This is a genomic window from Sphingobium baderi (genome assembly GCF_001456115.1).
GTDB lineage: Bacteria > Pseudomonadota > Alphaproteobacteria > Sphingomonadales > Sphingomonadaceae > Sphingobium > Sphingobium baderi_A.
Window position 1 is genome coordinate 565537 of the sequence record NZ_CP013264.1, and the last position, 15613, is coordinate 581149.

Here is a 15613-nt window from a genome sequence, read left to right on the forward strand (position 1 = left end):
CGCTTATTTGCGGTCCTTCTCCTCCTTGGGCGGGGGTGGGGGCACGGTTGCCGTGATCTTGCATCCCTTCTCCACCGCCATGCCGCGCAGATAGCCGCGCCGCGCTATGCCCGCCGCCACCGCTGCTTCCAGCCGCCGTTCAGCGGGGGCCGCGCCACTGACTTCGCGGACCAGCCCGCGGAAGGGGATCAGCGTGTTGACGATGGTCCTACCCACCGCTTCGGCGATCTTCCCGGTGCGGTTTTCATTTTCCTGCCGGTCGGCGACGAAATCCGCTCCCAGCGCGCCATTCAGTTCGGTCATGTCCGCATTGAGCGCCTTGCAGGTGCGCGAGGCCGGGGGCGCATAGGGATATTCGACCGCCCTTTGCAGCACTTCGGGAATCTTGTCCTTGTCCAGACCGATGTCGCGCACTGGTTGGGTAGCGATCTGACCGGCCTTGTTCAGCGTGTCGTCCTTCTTTTCCGGCTTTTCCTGCGCGAAGGCAGGGACGGCCAGCGCAAGAAAAAGCGTAGCCGTTCCAATCATCTTCATCATGCATATCTCCCTGCCAAAAGAACAAAAGGACCGTCGAATAGGTTCCGTTTCGAAATGCTGCATCGCACCGGCAGACACGGGGACGTCCACCGGCTATGCAACCGGGCATAGCAGGAGAAGCCCATGACGGAACAGTTGGTTGGCATCGGTTCGGACAGGCTGCGCGCCGCCATCCACCCCCTGGGCGCGGAACTATGGTCGCTGACGGACGCGGAGGGACGCGCGCTGATGACGGATGCCGATCCGCGCTGGTGGACGGGCCGCGCGCCGCTGCTCTTTCCCTTTGTCGGGCGATCGCGGGGCGATGCCTGGCGGCTGGACGGGGACGAATATCCCATGCCGCAGCACGGCTTTGCGCGGCACAGGGATTTTGCGCTGGTGGAACGGACGGAGGATGGCGCGACCTTCCGGCTGGAATCGGACGCGCAGACGCGGGCGGCCTATCCGTTCGATTTCCGGCTCGACATGGGATTTGCGGTGGAGGGCGCATCGCTCCGCATGACGGCGACGGTCACGAACCGGGGCGGGGCGGACATGCCCTTTTCCTTCGGCTATCATCCGGCCTTCGCCTGGCCCCTGCCCTATGGCGGCGGCGTCGAGGACCATCGCATCGTCTTCGAGAAAGCCGAACCCGCGCCAATCCGCAAGGTGGGGCATGAACCCGGCCTGATCGGGCGGGACGGCGTCGCCTCGCCGGTGAAGAGCGACACGCTCGCGCCGACCCATGCGATGTTCGAAGGGGACGCGCTGATCTGGGACCGGCTGGAAAGCCGCAGCCTGATCTGGGGCGTGCCGGGACGCAGGCGGTTGAAGATCGACTTTCCCGACACGCCATGGCTGGGCCTGTGGCAAAAGCCGGGCGCGCATTATCTGTGCGTCGAACCGTGGGCGGGGATGGCCGATCCGGTCGGCTTTACCGGCGACGTGTGGGACAAGCCGGGGATCATGCGCCTTGCCCCCGGCGCATCGCGGCAGTTCCGGATGAACGTGACACTGGTGGATTGAGAGCGCGTCTGGCGCGGGCGGCAATTTTCGCTATAGGGGCAGCCCATGACGACACCTTCCCGCCGCACCTTCGCGATCATTTCCCACCCCGACGCCGGCAAGACCACGCTGACGGAAAAGCTGCTGCTGGAAGGCGGGGCGATCCATCTGGCCGGCGAGGTCAAGGCGCGCGGCGCGAACCGGCGCGCCCGGTCCGACTGGATGAAGATCGAACAGCAGCGCGGCATTTCCGTGACGTCTTCGGTCATGACGTTCGAACGGCCGGACAGGGACGGGAACATCGTCACCTTCAACCTGCTCGACACGCCGGGGCACGAGGATTTCTCCGAGGATACCTATCGCACGCTGACGGCGGTGGATTCGGCGGTGATGGTGATCGACGCCGCCAAGGGGATCGAGCCGCAGACCCGCAAGCTGTTCGAGGTGTGCCGCCTGCGTAACGTGCCCATCATCACCTTCATCAACAAGGTCGACCGGGAAGGACGCGACCCCTTCGCCCTGCTGGACGAGGTCGCGGACGCGCTGGCGCTGGACGTGTGCCCGATGAGCTGGCCAGTCGGCATGGGCGGCACGTTCGAGGGCATATACGACTTTGCGAAGAACCGCCTGCGCCAGCCCAGCGGGCCGAGCAAGGAGTTCGAGGGCAAGGAGGTCTTTGTCGAGGGCCTGCGCGACGATGCCCTTACGGAGCATCTGTCTGCGGAGGGACTGGAAAAGCTGCGTGAGGAGGCCGAATTGGCCGTGGGCGGCTACGCCGATTTCGATCTGGCGGCCTATCGCCATGGCGATTTGACCCCCGTTTATTTCGGATCGGCGCTCAAGCTGTTCGGCGTCAACGAACTGATCGACGCGCTCAGCCAGCACGCGCCGCCGCCCCGCGCCCAGCCCGCCGAGCCCGCGCCGGTGGAGCCGGAGGACAGCGAAGTGACCGGATTCATCTTCAAGGTGCAGGCCAATATGGACCCGCAGCATCGCGACCGCATCGCCTTCATGCGGCTATGTTCGGGCAAGTTCCGGCGGGGCATGAAACTGACACCTTCGGGCAGCGGCAAGCCGATCGCGGTCCATTCGCCGATCCTCTTCTTCGCGCAGGACCGGGAAATCGCGGACGAAGCCTTTCCGGGCGACATCATCGGCATTCCCAATCACGGGACGCTGCGGGTGGGAGATACACTGTCGGAGAAGGCAGGCGTGCGCTTCACCGGCCTGCCCAATTTCGCGCCGGAAATATTACGGCGCGTGGCGCTCAAGGACCCGACCAAGACCAAGCAGCTTCGCAAGGCGCTGGACGACCTGTCCGAAGAAGGCGTGATCCAGGTTTTCTATCCTGAAATCGGCAGCGCGTGGAGCGTGGGCGTGGTGGGGCAGCTCCAGCTCGACGTGCTGATCTCGCGGCTGGAGGCGGAATATAAGGTCGCCGCCATGCTGGAACCTTCGCCCTTCGACACGGCGCGCTGGATTGCGGGGAGCGACGCCGCGATCAGGGAACTGGTGTCATTCAACGGCGCGAACATGGCCCGGGACCGCGACGGCAACCTCGTCTTCATGGCGAAGAGCGCGTGGGACGTCAGCTATCAGCAGGAGCGCCACCCCGACGTGAAGTTCAGCGCGACCCGGGAGCGCTGACCCTCCACGAGGCTATTTCCGCAGCAGGAACACCGCATGTTCGGCGAACAGGTTCGCGTTCGCATGAGTCGTTTCCTTGTCGCCTTTCAGGAACCACTGGCCGTCGATGGTCCAGCCCCGTTCCTTTACCAGCGCGCGGAAATCGTCGACCGTCACGTGGTGGATGTTGAGCGTGTCATACCATGTGTCGGGCAACAGCCGCGTCACCGGCATCCGCCCGCCCCACATCAGCGACAGCCGCCCGCGCCAATGCGCGAAATTGGGGAAAGAGACGAACGCCTGCTTGCCGATCCGCAGCAATTCCTCGACCACGCGGTCGGGCCGGCGGGTCGTTTGCAGGGTCTGGCTCAGGATCGCATAGTCGAAGCTCTGGTCGGGATAATAGGTCAGGTCGATGTCCGCGTCGCCCTGCACCACCGACAGGCCGCGCCCCACGGCCGAGGCGACATTGCCGCCGTCGATCTCCAGTCCCCGCGCGTCCACCTGCTTGGCGTCGCGCAGCGCCGCCATCAGCGCGCCCTCGCCGCAGCCCACGTCCAGCACGCGCGCGCCCACCGTCACCGTGCGGGCGATCAGGGCCAGATCGGGGCGCAGAGGCGCGCTCACGCCCGGCCGCCTTTCAGGAAACCGTCCACCACCCGGTTGAGTTCGGGACATTCGAGCAGGAAGGCGTCATGGCCGAAGGGACTGGACAGCTCCACGAAACTCGCCTGCGCGCCCGAGGCATGGAGCGCATGGACGATCACGCGCGATTCCGCCGTGGGATAAAGCCAATCGGTATCGAAGCTGACGAGGCAGAAGCGCGCCTTGCTGGCGGTGAAGGCACGGGCCAGCGATCCGCCATGATCCTCCGCAATGTCATAATAATCCATGGCGCGGGTGATATAGAGATAGCTGTTCGCGTCGAACCGCTCGACAAAGCTCAATCCCTGATGGCGCAGATAGCTTTCCACCTGGAAATCGGCGTCGAAACCGAAGGTCTTGGCATTCCGCCCTTGCAGACGGCGGCCGAATTTCTCGGTAAGGCCCGCTTCGGACAGATAGGTGATGTGCGCGGCCATGCGGGCGACGGCCAGCCCCGCGCCGGGCGTCACGCCGTCCGCATAATAATCGCCGCCGCGCCAGTGGGGATCGGCCATGATCGCCTGCCGCCCGACTTCGTGGAAGGCGATGTTCTGGGCGCTGTGACGCGCAGTGGATGCGATCACGATGCAGCTTTCCACCCGGTCGGGGAACAGCGTCGGCCAGGTGAGCGCCTGCATCCCGCCCATCGATCCGCCGATAACGGTCGCGAGCCGATCCACGCCCAGATGGTCGAGCAGCATCGCCTGCGCCCGCACCATGTCAGCGATGGTGATGACCGGGAAGCGCATCGCATAAGGCTCTCCGGTCGCCGGGTCGATGCTGGCCGGGCCGCTGGAGCCGAGGCAGGAGCCAATGACGTTCGCGCAGACGATGAAATGCCGTGCCGGATCAATGGGCTTCCCTTCGCCCACCAGCCGCCACCACCAGCCCGGCTTGCCCGTCACGGGATGTTCGGACGCGACATATTGATCCATCGTCAGCGCATGGCAGATCAGGATGGCGTTGGAGCGGTCCGCGTTCATCGCGCCATAGGTTTCATAGGCGATGTCCACCGGGCCCAGCATCGCCCCGCTGTCCAGCCGCAAGGGACCGGTCAGGCGCACGTGCCGGCGAAGGCCGAAACGGCTGTCTTCATGCGAGGGAATGGTCGCCATGATCCTGGCGCTAAGCCGCGGGTCCGGCGCTGTCAAATGCAAAGCGGCATGGCTGGATACCGCCTGCAAGTGCCGCTAGGGAAAGGGCCATGACCGATCATCGCGCCATTCCCGTCATCGCTTATGGTCCGCTTTCCGACTATCTGATGGCGGGCCTGAAAAGCCGCTTTCATGTGCTGGAAGTGGCCGCCGATGCCGATCCGGCGGCGCTCGGCCCTGTGGTAAAGGACGCCCGCGCGCTGGTGAGCTTCGGCGCGGTGGGCGCGGGCGCGGCGATCATGGACGCGCTGCCCCGGCTGGAAATGATCGGGCTGTTTTCGGTGGGCTATGACAAGGTGGACGTGGACCATGCCCGCGCCAAGGGCATCCGCGTCAGCAACACGCCAGACGTGCTGACCGACGATGTGGCGGACCTGGCCGTCGGTCTGCTGTTCGCCACGGCGCGGAACATCGCGGCCTATGACCGCATGGTGCGATCGGGGGCATGGGCGCGGGGCGAAGGCGTGCCGCTCTCCGCCCGCGTGACCGGACGGCGGATCGGCATATTGGGGCTGGGCCGCATCGGCCGCGCCATCGCCGCGCGGCTGGAGCCGGTGGCGGGCGAAATCCTCTACCACAACCGCCGCCCGCAGGCGGACACACATTATCGCTATGTCGCCGACCGGATCGACTTCGCACGGCAGAGCGACGTCATCATGGTCGCGACCTCCGGCGGGGCGGAGACGAGCAGGCTGGTCGACGCGGAAATGCTGGAGGCGCTTGGCCCCAAAGGCGTCATCGTCAATATCAGCCGGGGCAGCGTGATCGACGAGCACGCGCTGGTCGCGGCGCTGACGGACCGGCGCATCGCGGGCGCGGGACTGGACGTGTTCGCCAACGAACCGCATGTGCCAGCGGCGCTGTTCGCCATGGATCAGGTCGTGCTGCAACCCCATCAGGGCAGCGCCACGGTCGAAACGCGGCAGGCCATGGCCGATCTGGTGCTCGCCAATCTGGACGCCTGGGCTTCGGGGCGGCCCTTGGTGACGCCTGTCGCCTGACGCTTAGCTTGCAAGGGGTGCGGGTTTGGGTGGGAAGCGGCCTGCCTGCCCTCCCCCAAGGGAAAAGGAGGCGAATTTCCGCACTGGCAGATGCTTCCATCCGGCTCGAAATCGCTCTAAAGCCCCGGCCATGACACACCCTGCTCCCAAGGAATGGATTCTCGGCATTTCCGCTTATGTGCCGGGCAAGGCCATGTCCGATGACGGCCGCCCGCTCATCAAGCTGTCCGCCAATGAAAATCCGCTGGGGACAAGCGCAGCCGCGCATTCGGCGCTGGTTGCCGCTTCGGCGGATCTCGCCACCTATCCCGATCCCGCCGCGACGAAGCTGCGCGAGGCGATCGCGCGGGTGCATGGGCTGGACCCGGCGCGGGTCGTCTACGGCACCGGATCGGACGAGCTGCTGCATCTCGCCGCCAGCGGCTATGCCGGGCCGGGCGATGAGGTGCTCTATGTCCGATACGGCTTTGCGGTCTACGACATTGCGGCGCGGCGCGTGGGCGCGACGCCGGTGGTGGCGCCGGACGCCGACTATGCAACCGATGTGGATGCGCTGCTCGCCCATGTGACGGAGCGGACGAAGGTCGTTTTCCTCGCCAACCCCAATAATCCGACCGGCACCATGACCCCGCGCGCGGAAATCGCGCGCCTGCACGCCGGGCTGCGCCCCGACATATTGCTGGTGCTGGATCAGGCCTATGCCGAATATCTGGACGCGGATGAGGATGATGGCGGGCTGGAGCTGGCGAAAACCGCTCCCAATGTGCTCGTCACCCGGACTTTTTCCAAGATCCATGGCCTTGCCGCCGAGCGTATCGGCTGGGGCTATGCCAGCGCGGACGTAGTGGACATCCTCCACCGCATCCGGGGGCCGTTCAACGTCACCACCGCCGGACAGGCGGCGGCGGCGGCAGCCGTGCAGGATATGGCCTGGGTCGAAGCCAGCCGGGCGCACAACAGCCGCTGGCGCGCATGGCTGGCGGGCGAAGTCGCCGCCCTGTCCAACCACGGCCTGCGCGCCGTGCCGAGCAAGGCGAACTTCCTGCTCATCCTGTTCGATGGCAGGCTGAGCGCGCAGGCCGCGATGCAGGGGCTGATGGACGAAGGGTTCGCGACCCGCTGGCTCGCCGGGCAGGATCTGGCCAACGGCCTTCGCATCACCATCGGCACCGAAGAACAGGTCCGGGCGGTCGCCGCGAAGCTGCGCGCCATGGCGGAAGCGGCCTGATATGCTGCCTTTTTCGCGCGTCACCGTCATCGGCCTTGGCCTGATCGGTTCGTCGCTCGCGCGGGCGATCCGGCAATATATGCCGACCGTGCGCGTGACGGGGCATGACGCCGATCCGCAGGTGCGGGAAATCGCGCGCGCCATCGACCTGTGCGACGATGTTACCGACACAGCGGGCGCGGCGGTGACGGACGCCGATCTGGTGGTGCTGTGCGTGCCGGTCCGGGCGATGGGCGCGGCGGCGGCGGACTTTGCCGACGACCTGCCCGCCGACGCCATCGTCAGCGACGTGGGATCGTGCAAGGCCGATGTGCTGGCGCAGCTCAGCGCCGCGCTGCCGGGGCGCACGATCATTCCCGCGCATCCGGTCGCGGGGACGGAGAATAGCGGGCCGGAAGCGGGCTTCGCCACGCTGTTCCAGGGCCGCTGGTGCATCGTCACGCCGCCCGCCGACGCCGACCCAGCGGCGGTCGAGCGTGTTTCTGAGCTATGGCGGCGGATCGGCGCGGATGTGGAAACGATGGAGCCGGCGCATCACGATCTGGTGCTGGCGGTGACGAGCCATCTGCCGCATCTGATCGCTTACACCATCGTGGGCACGGCCAGCGATCTGGAGAATGTGACCCAGTCCGAAGTCATCAAATATTCAGCGGGCGGCTTTCGCGATTTCACCCGCATCGCGGCGTCCGATCCAACCATGTGGCGCGACGTGTTCCTCGCCAACAAGGATGCGGTGCTGGAAATGCTGCAACGCTTTTCGGAGGATTTGTCGGCGTTGCAGCGGGCGATCCGCTGGGACGATGGGGATGCGCTGTTCAACCTCTTCACCCGCACGCGCGCAATCCGCCGGTCGATCATCGAACAGGGGCAGGACGATCCCAAGCCCGATTTCGGGCGCGAGCACTAGGGTCGATCAGGCAATCGGTTGAGCGCATTGATCGCGGCGTGGACCCGTGCTTCGGCGTCCTTGCGGTCGAGGCCGGGGGGCACGATTTCCCCCACCTTGTAAGTGATCGTTCCCGCCCGCTTCAGAAAATGCCCGCGCGGCGACACGCGCCCGCTGTCCACCGCGATCGGCACCACCGGCAGGCGCAGCAACGCGTAAAGCCCGGCAAAACCGGCGCGCAGGGGCGGCGCTTCGCCATGAGGGACGCGCGTGCCTTCGGGGAAGAGACAGATCGGGCGCCCCTGCGTGTTCGCCTTCCTCGCAGCGGCGAGCAGGGCGCGCAGGGCGCTCGCTCCCGCGCTGCGCTCCACCGGCAGCAGGCCATAATCCCGCGCCAGCCCACCCCATAGCGGTATGTCGAGCAGTTCGCGCTTCGCCGCGATGGCGGGCCGGTGAAACAGGCACAGCAGGTCGATGGTCTCGAACATGGATTCATGCTTGATGATGTAGAGATATTGCCCGTGTGGCAATTCCCCCTCCACCCGCACCTTCTGCCCCAGCAGCCAGCGCGCGCAGCGGCGATGGAACCGGCCCCATCCTGTCGCGATAGGTTGAACCGCGCCCGGCGCCACCCAGTGCGCGGCCATCGCCGACAGCACGAACAGCAGCGATCCGCCATAAAAGACGATGAGGAAGGCAAGGGAACGCAGGGCGGTTATCATAGCGGAACCGTCAGATGCCGATCAGCGCCGCCGCGCGCCGCAGCAGATATTTATTATACTCCCGCGCCAGCATGGTGAGGCTGGGGCGGCTCGGCACCGCGTCATAGACAATGGTCACGCGCCCCGGCAACGCCTGCCGCAATTCCAGCGCAGAACGGCGCATGTGCCAGTCCGTCGTGATGAGCCGCACGGTGCGATAGTCGCGCCGTTCCAGCCAGCGCGCCGTTTCGATGGCGTTGGAGCGGGTATCAATGGCTTCGCGGCCCAAGGTGATGCAGCAGGTGAAGAGCTTTTCAGGCACTTTATATTCCGCCGCCAGTTCCACCGGACGGACGGAACGGTCCACGCCGGAAATCAGCATCCGCTTGGCCGCGCCCTCCTGCAACAGCACAAGGCCCCGGTCAATCCGCCCCGCTCCACCAGTCAGCACGACGATGGCGTCGGTCGGCCTGCCATCCAGCGGTTGCGGCAGGAAAATCGCGAACCAGGCGAAACCCAGCATCCAGGCCAGGATTGACACAGCGATGAGCCGCACGATCATAGCGCCCGCCCCAGCGCCCGCAGCACCGTCCAGCGCGCCGCCAGCATGGCCAGCAATATGCCGCCCACCGGCAGGGTCAGCAGCATGACCCAACTGCTCCACGGCAGATGCACGGCCCCCAGCAATTCCGATCCCGTCGCGATCAGCCGCGCGCCCAGCAGCAGGATGACACAGGCCGCGACGGCGAATCCCAGCAAGCTGCCCAGCATGGCGTCGAGCGCGATGCGGCGCTGGAACAGGCGGGCGATCTGCACGTCGGTCGCGCCCATCAGGTGCAGCACTTCGATGGTGCCGCGATGGCTGTCATGCGCGCCCCGCGCCGCGAGCACGACCACCGCGCCGGTCGCCAGCGCCATCAGCAGCACGATCCCGGCCGCGAGCCACCCCAGCGCGGACAACAGCCCCGCAAGCGGCAACAGGAATGCCGCATGCGGCTCCACTCGTATCTTGGGCGAGAGGCCCGACAACAGGCGGCGCAGGCGGTCCACCTTCGCATCCGCCTGCCCCGCCGTCAGCGTGACGTCGATCAATGCGGGAATGGGCAGGTCGCCGCTTGTGGCATCCTCGCCCAGCCAGGGGCGCAATTGATCCGACAGCGTGGCCGGGTCGACGGCTTCCACGCGCGCCACACCGTCGGCGCCGCGCAATGCCTGCGCCACACGCGCGCTCAGCCGGTCCCGCGCCTCCGCACCGGCTTCCACGATCTGCACCGTCGCCCGCCCGGCAAGGTCGGCGCTCATCGACCGGACAGCCGCGCCCAGCCCCAGCCCGGCGGCGGCGGCGAGCACGGTCAGGAACATCATGATCGCGATGATCCACGGCATCGGCCCGGCCACCCGGCCTTCGGGCAGCAGCCGATGGCGCGCGGCGGCAGCGGCGCGGCGGTCCCTCGTTCCGCTCATCCGCCATTGCCCTGCGACAGGGGTGGATAGCGCAGCGCGCCGGTGGGATCGGCCAGCCGCCCCTTGTCCAGCCGCATCATCTGGGCGCCCGCCACCTGCCCTATCAACGGCAGGTCATGGGTTGCGACGACGATGGTGGTGCCCAGGCGATTGAGCGCCTCGAACAGGGTCATGAGGCGGCTTGCCATGTCAGCGTCGACGTTTCCGGTCGGCTCGTCCGCCACCAATATTTCCGGCCGGGCGATGACGGCGCGGGCGATGGCGACGCGCTGCTGCTCCCCGCCCGAAAGGGTCGCGGGGCGCGCCTGTCCCCGGTCGCCCAGCCCCACCCAGTTCAGCATTTCGGAGACCGGCGCGTCGACCTCCGCCTCCTCCATGCCTGCGACGCGCAGGGGCAGGGCGATATTGTCATAGGCCGACAGATGCGGGACCAGCCGGAAATCCTGAAAGACCACGCCGATGCGGCGGCGGAAGCCGGGCAACCGCTTGCGGGGGAGCGTCACCACATCCTCCCCGAACAGGCGGATGACGCCGCGGCTGGGCCGCTGGGCCAGATAAAGAAGCTTGAGCAGCGACGTCTTGCCCGCGCCCGATGCGCCGGTCAGGAAATAGAAACCGCCGCCATGCAGCGAGAAGCTGACGTCGGACAACGTCTCGCTATCCAGCCCGTAACGCAGGCCGACATTTTCGAACTGGACGATGGCCGACATGATCGTAAAACCGGCGCTGACGCGCTCCCTTCTGCCCCTGATACGCAGCCATGGCACAGCGGGCGGGCTGCCGTAAAGCCCGCGCCGCGCAAGTCCGCGAGTCGCGTTCGTGCGCGCCCGCCGATTTTGACCGCTTGCGCGCGAGTCCAAGCCATGGCTATGAAGCGTAATGATCCTGGTGTGCCCCCAATGCGCGACGCGTTATATCGTGCCGGACAGCGCCGTCGGCCCGAACGGCCGCCAGGTTCGCTGCGCGGCCTGCAAGCATAGCTGGTTCCAGGAAGGCCCCGCCCTCCCGCCGCGTGAGGAAGCGCCTATCATCCCCGCGCCCGCGCCGCGCGAGGAGCCGGTCGCGGCACCGCCGCCTCCACCACCTCCTCCCCCGCCCGCCGCGGCTCCGTCACCGCCAGAGCCGGACATCGTCGAGGAACCGGCGCCGCCCGCTCCCGCCGCAGTCGCGCAGGCCGAGTCCGAAGACACAGACCCGCAAACCGATGCGCCCCCTTCCGCGCCCGCCTTTGCCGCGCCGGGAAGCCGTTTCGACAATATCTATGAAGGCGCGCCGGCAGCCGAAGCCGCCGACCAGAGCCAGTTCGAATCCGTCCCGCCTTTCAAGCCGCGCCGCAATCCGCTCAAGCTGGCGACCTATGCCGCCATCGCCTTCTGCCTGATCGTCGCCGCGGCGGGTGGCGCGCTCTATTATCTTGGCGCGCCAAGCTGGGCTGTCAGCCTGGGCCTGACCCCCGATGAAGGCGATCCCGACCTGCTCTTCTACCTCTCCAAGCCCGCCGAGCGGCGCAAGCTGCCCACGGGCGAGGAATATTTCGCCTTTGGCGCGCGCATCGTGAACAGCGGCAAGCAGGCGCTGCCCGTGCCGCCAGTGCTGGTGCAACTGCGCGACCGTCAGAACCGCCTCGTCTTCAGCTGGACGACCAAGGCGGACAAGACCCGCCTCAGGCCCGGCGAGGAAGCGTCGATCAACGAAAGCCGGATCGACATCCCCAAAAATGCGGAAAACCTGTCACTGACGTTCGTTCAGTAACGCTTGGCGTTCAGTAAAGGCGGGATCAGAATTCCACCTCGCGCAGGGCAGCATTGTTGGGGCGGGTAAACATCCTCCCCCGCTCCGCCCAGACGATGATCACCAGCGCCACGCACCCGAAGCAGACCATCCCCAGCGCCAGCGGCAGCACCGTGCCGTCAAAGGCATGACCGACCAGACTGCCCAGCGAAGCCGACACCGCCGTCGTCAGAAAGGACTGGAAGGAGGACGCAATGCCCGCCCCCCGCGAAAATGGCTCCATCGAAATCGAACTGAAATTGGAAGCGGTGAAGGCGACGGTGAGCATCGTCAGCGATTGCAGCACCAGAAAGGAGCCCAGGCTTTCCCAGCCCGCCTGGATGACGCCCACATGCGTGCCGCCGATCAGAATGAACGCGATCAGCGCGCCCTGGCTGAGCCGCCGCGCCCCGAAACGCGACACCAGCTGACTGTTGATCAGGCTGCCGACCCCCATGCTGCCCGCCATCACGGCAAAGGCGATCGGAAAGATGGCGCGTGCATCGAATATGTCGAACATGATCTGCTGCACCGACAGGATGAACCCGATAAGGCCGCTCATGGCCACGCCGCTCGCCAGCATATAGCCGATCGAACTGCGATGGGTGATGACCCCGCCGACACGGCGAACAATGCCGCTGACGCTGATGCTGATCCGGTTTTCGGGCCTGAGCGTTTCGGGCAACCGCAACAGCATCCACAGCAGCATCATCGTCGCCAGCAACGCCAGCGTCCAGAATATCCACCGCCATGGCGCAAACCACAGGATCACCTGTCCCATGCTGGGCGCCATGACCGGGACCAGAATGAAGACGGCGAAGATCAGGGACATGACCCGCGCCATGGCATCGCCGCGAAATCGATCGCGGATGATGCCGATGGTGATGACCCGGCTCGCCCCGGCAAAGAAGCCCGCGCAGGTCCGCGCGACCAACATCATGGCGAAGCTGTGCGCGCCCGCGCAGGCGATCGAAGACAGGATGAACAGCACCATGGCGCTGCCCAGCACCCGTTTGCGCCCATAGCGGTCCGACAGGATTCCGAACAGCAGCGACCCTATGCCGAGCCCCATGAAATACATGCTGATAATAAGCTGACGGTCATTGGGGCGCGGAATGCCAAGATCCCGCCCAATATCGGGCAAGGCCGGGAGCATCGGGTCGATCGACAAGGCATTCATGGCCATCAGGCCGGCACACAGCAGCACGAACTCGCGGAAATGCATGTCCCTGGGGGGCACGGCCGCGGTTTCGGAAGGGGTCTTGGTCATGGGGTGGCTATGCGGACAATCGATGCACCGCGCCACCATTATCTGCCCCCTGCGGATGTCGCGTTAACCGTGAAACCGTCCGGCAGGACTGGGCGATAAAAGTGAAAGCTCCAAAAGGCGTTAACCATTTTTTATCGCCTGGCGGTCCAACCTGTTCCTCGTTGCAAACCGTGAGGTCAAATCCTTGAAGGGGGAGGTCGGTTATGGCGAATAGTAGCAGGAGCGCGCAGTTCCTTATGGAAAGCCGTCTGGCGGATGCGGCGCGCGGAACGGCGGAAGACTGTTTCGAACTGGGCGTGGCCTATAGCTGCGGCACGGGGGGGATGCCCATCGATCTGGTCGAAGCGCATAAATGGTTTAATCTCGCCGCGCTCAAGGGCAGTGACGAAGGGCAGACGATGCGCGCGGAAATCGCCGAGGAAATGACCGCGCGCGAAATCGCCCAGGCCCAGCGTCAGGCGCGCGCCTGGATCGCTTCGACCCAGCTGCGCGCCGCCTGATCGGATTCAGCAATCCGCTTTCCTGAACGGCGTCCGTTCGTTCAGCCATTCCCGGTCGCGCTGCACGTCGCGGCGTTCGGCGGCCAGAAAGTCCGCCACGGCACGGCGAAAGCCGGGGTTCGGGATGAAATGCGCGGACCATGTCGGCTGCGGCGCATAGCCCCGCGCCAGCTTGTGTCCGCCTTGCGCGCCTGCTTCCACGCGGGCAAGGCCGCGCGCGATGGCCGCGTCTATCGCCTGATAATAGCATAGCTCGAAATGCAGGTGCGGCACGTCCTGCGTGCAACCCCAATAACGCCCGTAAAGCGCATCCGCGCCGATCAGGTTGAGCGCCCCGGCAATCGGTCGCCCGTCGCGCAGCGCCAGGATCAGCAGCACCCGGTCCGCCATCCGCTCCCCCAGCAGGGAGAAGAAGGCGCGGGTCAGGTAAGGGCGCCCCCATTTGCGCGCTCCGGTATCCTGATAGAAGTCCCAGAATATGTCCCAATGCGCCTCGCTGATCCGGTCGCCGGTCAGGTGGACGATGTCCAGCCCCTGCACCGCGCGTTCGCGTTCCTTGCGGATATTCTTGCGCTTGGCGCTGGACAGGCTGGCGAGGAAATCGGCGAAATCGCGATAATCCTGGTTGGTCCAGTGGAACTGGCTGTCCTCCCGGATCAGCCAACCTGCAGCCTCGAACAGCGGCACCTGCTCCGGCGCGATAAAGGTCGCATGGGCCGACGAAAGCCCGTTACGCTCCACCAGCGTTTCGATCCCGGCGATCAGCGCGGGCGCCTGCGCTTCCTCGCGCAGCAACAGGCGCGGCCCCGGCACGGGGGAAAAGGGCGATGCGATCTGGAGCTTGGGATAATAATCCCCGCCCGCCCTTTGCCATGCCTCGGCCCAGCCATGGTCGAACACATATTCGCCCTGGCTGTGCGCCTTGGCATAGACTGGCGCGGCGGCGGCAATGCGCCCATCCGCCCCGTCTATCACGAGCGGCAGCGCCTGCCAGCCCGTGCCCGGCCCGACGCTGCCCGATTCCTCCAGCGCGGTCAGGAAATCCCAGCTTATGAAGGGATTGGCGGTCCCCGCGCAGGCGTCCCATTCCGCGCGGGGCAGGGCTGCCACGCCTTCGGCCACGCGTGCGACCACCTCAGTCATCGGCGCGCTCGAAAATGATCTGGTCGGCATGGGCAGCGGCGCGGGCGCGATCCGCCGCGCCGCGAACGGTCCATGTCAGCACGGGCAATCCCTTTCGGCGGCAATATGCGGCAAAGGGCGATGGCAGGTCACGAATATCACAGGCGATAAAATCGGGATGGCCAAGCGCCAGCGCAAGGGCCCGTTCGATCCGGCCGCGCAGATTCGGCTTGTCCTGCTGCGTCACCACCATGCCACGCACGATGTCCGGCGCGTGCCGTGCGAACCAGCGCACCGCCAGCGGGTTGAAGGACATGACCGCCGCCGTCGACGCCGCCTGCCGGGCAAGCGCCACAGCCACCGCCGCGCAAAGCGGCGCGACTTCGCGCCATCGGTCGACCTTGATCTCGATAAGCAGCGGCGTGCCGCCCGCGCAGCGCGCCAGCAGCGCGGAGAGGCGCGGCACCCCGCCTCCGTCGGACAGCTTCATGCCTTCCAGCGCCGCCGCATCCTGTTCGGCGACCCGACCCGCCGCCGCCGTCATCCGCTCCAGCATCGCGTCATGAAAGACGACCGGCACGCCATCCCGGCTCAACCGCACATCGCATTCGATGCCGAAACCGGCGGTGATGGCGGCGTCGAATGCGGCCATGCCGTTTTCGCTGATTCCCGCGCCGTGCAGCCCGCGATGGGCGAAGGGGCGCTCGGTCAGGAAAGCCAGACGC

At 66.3% G+C, this 15613-nt stretch carries 17 protein-coding genes; 7 read left to right on the top strand and 10 right to left on the bottom strand.

The features are described 5' to 3' along the window. Window positions 1–3: 3 nt before the first annotated feature. Entirely contained in the window at window positions 4–534 is a 531-nt protein-coding gene (locus tag ATN00_RS02925; RefSeq protein WP_082635286.1) for a hypothetical protein, read from the bottom strand. Between the two features lie 126 nt (window positions 535–660). Between ATN00_RS02925 and ATN00_RS02930 the strand changes: the two genes are divergently transcribed. After that, on the top strand, window positions 661–1542 hold the full coding sequence (locus ATN00_RS02930; RefSeq protein WP_062061910.1) for an aldose 1-epimerase family protein: 882 nt from the start codon (window positions 661–663) through the stop codon (window positions 1540–1542). A gap of 45 nt (window positions 1543–1587) precedes the next feature. Beyond that, the gene (locus ATN00_RS02935; RefSeq protein ID WP_062061913.1) at window positions 1588–3168 is read left to right on the top strand and encodes a peptide chain release factor 3; all 1581 of its coding nucleotides are present in this window, start codon (window positions 1588–1590) and stop codon (window positions 3166–3168) included. Window positions 3169–3180: 12 nt separating this feature from the next. Here the strand turns inward: ATN00_RS02935 and metW are convergent, their stop codons facing one another. Both metW and metX read right to left on the bottom strand, forming a co-directional pair. Next, entirely contained in the window at window positions 3181–3774 is a 594-nt protein-coding gene (gene metW, locus ATN00_RS02940) for a methionine biosynthesis protein MetW (RefSeq protein WP_062061916.1), read from the bottom strand. Further along, window positions 3771–4907: a homoserine O-acetyltransferase MetX gene (gene metX / locus ATN00_RS02945; protein WP_062061919.1), complete on the bottom strand. Its 1137-nt coding sequence runs from the start codon at window positions 4905–4907 to the stop codon at window positions 3771–3773. Before metX ends, metW begins: the two co-directional genes overlap by 4 nt. Window positions 4908–4996: 89 nt before the next feature. Here metX and ATN00_RS02950 point away from each other — a divergent pair, with 89 nt between their 5' ends. The 3 genes from ATN00_RS02950 (at window position 4997) to ATN00_RS02960 (ending at window position 8082) form a co-directional block, all read left to right on the top strand. Beyond that, window positions 4997–5947, top strand: a complete 951-nt coding sequence (locus ATN00_RS02950; protein WP_062061922.1) for a 2-hydroxyacid dehydrogenase — start codon at window positions 4997–4999, stop codon at window positions 5945–5947. Between the two features lie 130 nt (window positions 5948–6077). Next, window positions 6078–7175, top strand: coding sequence for a pyridoxal phosphate-dependent aminotransferase (locus ATN00_RS02955; RefSeq protein ID WP_062061925.1), 1098 nt, complete (start codon window positions 6078–6080; stop codon window positions 7173–7175). 1 nt (window position 7176) lies between these two features. Continuing rightward, entirely contained in the window at window positions 7177–8082 is a 906-nt protein-coding gene (locus ATN00_RS02960; protein ID WP_062061928.1) for a prephenate/arogenate dehydrogenase family protein, read from the top strand. On the opposite strand, the gene ATN00_RS02965 is transcribed toward ATN00_RS02960, so the two are convergent. Genes ATN00_RS02965 through ftsE form a run of 4 tightly spaced genes read right to left on the bottom strand, consistent with a single transcriptional unit; the run spans window position 8079 to window position 10936 of the window. After that, window positions 8079–8783 carry a lysophospholipid acyltransferase family protein gene (locus tag ATN00_RS02965; protein ID WP_062061931.1) on the bottom strand — a complete coding sequence of 235 codons (705 nt, stop codon included), beginning with the start codon at window positions 8781–8783 and terminating at the stop codon, window positions 8079–8081. The genes ATN00_RS02960 and ATN00_RS02965 overlap by 4 nt on opposite strands. A gap of 10 nt (window positions 8784–8793) precedes the next feature. Continuing rightward, window positions 8794–9324 carry a YdcF family protein gene (locus tag ATN00_RS02970; protein ID WP_062061933.1) on the bottom strand — a complete coding sequence of 177 codons (531 nt, stop codon included), beginning with the start codon at window positions 9322–9324 and terminating at the stop codon, window positions 8794–8796. Beyond that, window positions 9321–10226, bottom strand: a complete 906-nt coding sequence (locus tag ATN00_RS02975; RefSeq protein WP_062061936.1) for a cell division protein FtsX — start codon at window positions 10224–10226, stop codon at window positions 9321–9323. Before ATN00_RS02975 ends, ATN00_RS02970 begins: the two co-directional genes overlap by 4 nt. Further along, window positions 10223–10936, bottom strand: coding sequence for a cell division ATP-binding protein FtsE (gene ftsE, locus ATN00_RS02980; protein ID WP_062061939.1), 714 nt, complete (start codon window positions 10934–10936; stop codon window positions 10223–10225). The genes ATN00_RS02975 and ftsE overlap by 4 nt, the downstream gene beginning before the upstream one ends. Window positions 10937–11105: 169 nt before the next feature. Here ftsE and ATN00_RS02985 point away from each other — a divergent pair, with 169 nt between their 5' ends. Next, window positions 11106–11978 carry an MJ0042-type zinc finger domain-containing protein gene (locus tag ATN00_RS02985; protein WP_062061942.1) on the top strand — a complete coding sequence of 291 codons (873 nt, stop codon included), beginning with the start codon at window positions 11106–11108 and terminating at the stop codon, window positions 11976–11978. Between the two features lie 25 nt (window positions 11979–12003). Here ATN00_RS02985 and ATN00_RS02990 read toward each other — a convergent pair whose 3' ends face one another. Continuing rightward, complete coding sequence (locus tag ATN00_RS02990) at window positions 12004–13266, bottom strand: multidrug effflux MFS transporter (RefSeq protein ID WP_062068331.1); 1263 nt, start codon at window positions 13264–13266, stop codon at window positions 12004–12006. A gap of 203 nt (window positions 13267–13469) precedes the next feature. On the opposite strand from ATN00_RS02990, the gene ATN00_RS02995 reads away from it, so the two are divergent. Further along, on the top strand, window positions 13470–13766 hold the full coding sequence (locus ATN00_RS02995) for an SEL1-like repeat protein (RefSeq protein ID WP_062061943.1): 297 nt from the start codon (window positions 13470–13472) through the stop codon (window positions 13764–13766). A 6-nt stretch (window positions 13767–13772) separates the two neighbouring features. Here ATN00_RS02995 and ATN00_RS03000 read toward each other — a convergent pair whose 3' ends face one another. Both ATN00_RS03000 and ATN00_RS03005 read right to left on the bottom strand, forming a co-directional pair. Then, window positions 13773–14909, bottom strand: coding sequence for a GNAT family N-acetyltransferase (locus tag ATN00_RS03000; protein ID WP_062061946.1), 1137 nt, complete (start codon window positions 14907–14909; stop codon window positions 13773–13775). Further along, window positions 14902–15540 (bottom strand): glycerophosphodiester phosphodiesterase family protein, encoded by a 639-nt coding sequence (locus tag ATN00_RS03005; RefSeq protein WP_231746450.1) that lies wholly within the window; start codon window positions 15538–15540, stop codon window positions 14902–14904. Before ATN00_RS03005 ends, ATN00_RS03000 begins: the two co-directional genes overlap by 8 nt. Between the last annotated feature and the right edge of the window lie 73 nt (window positions 15541–15613).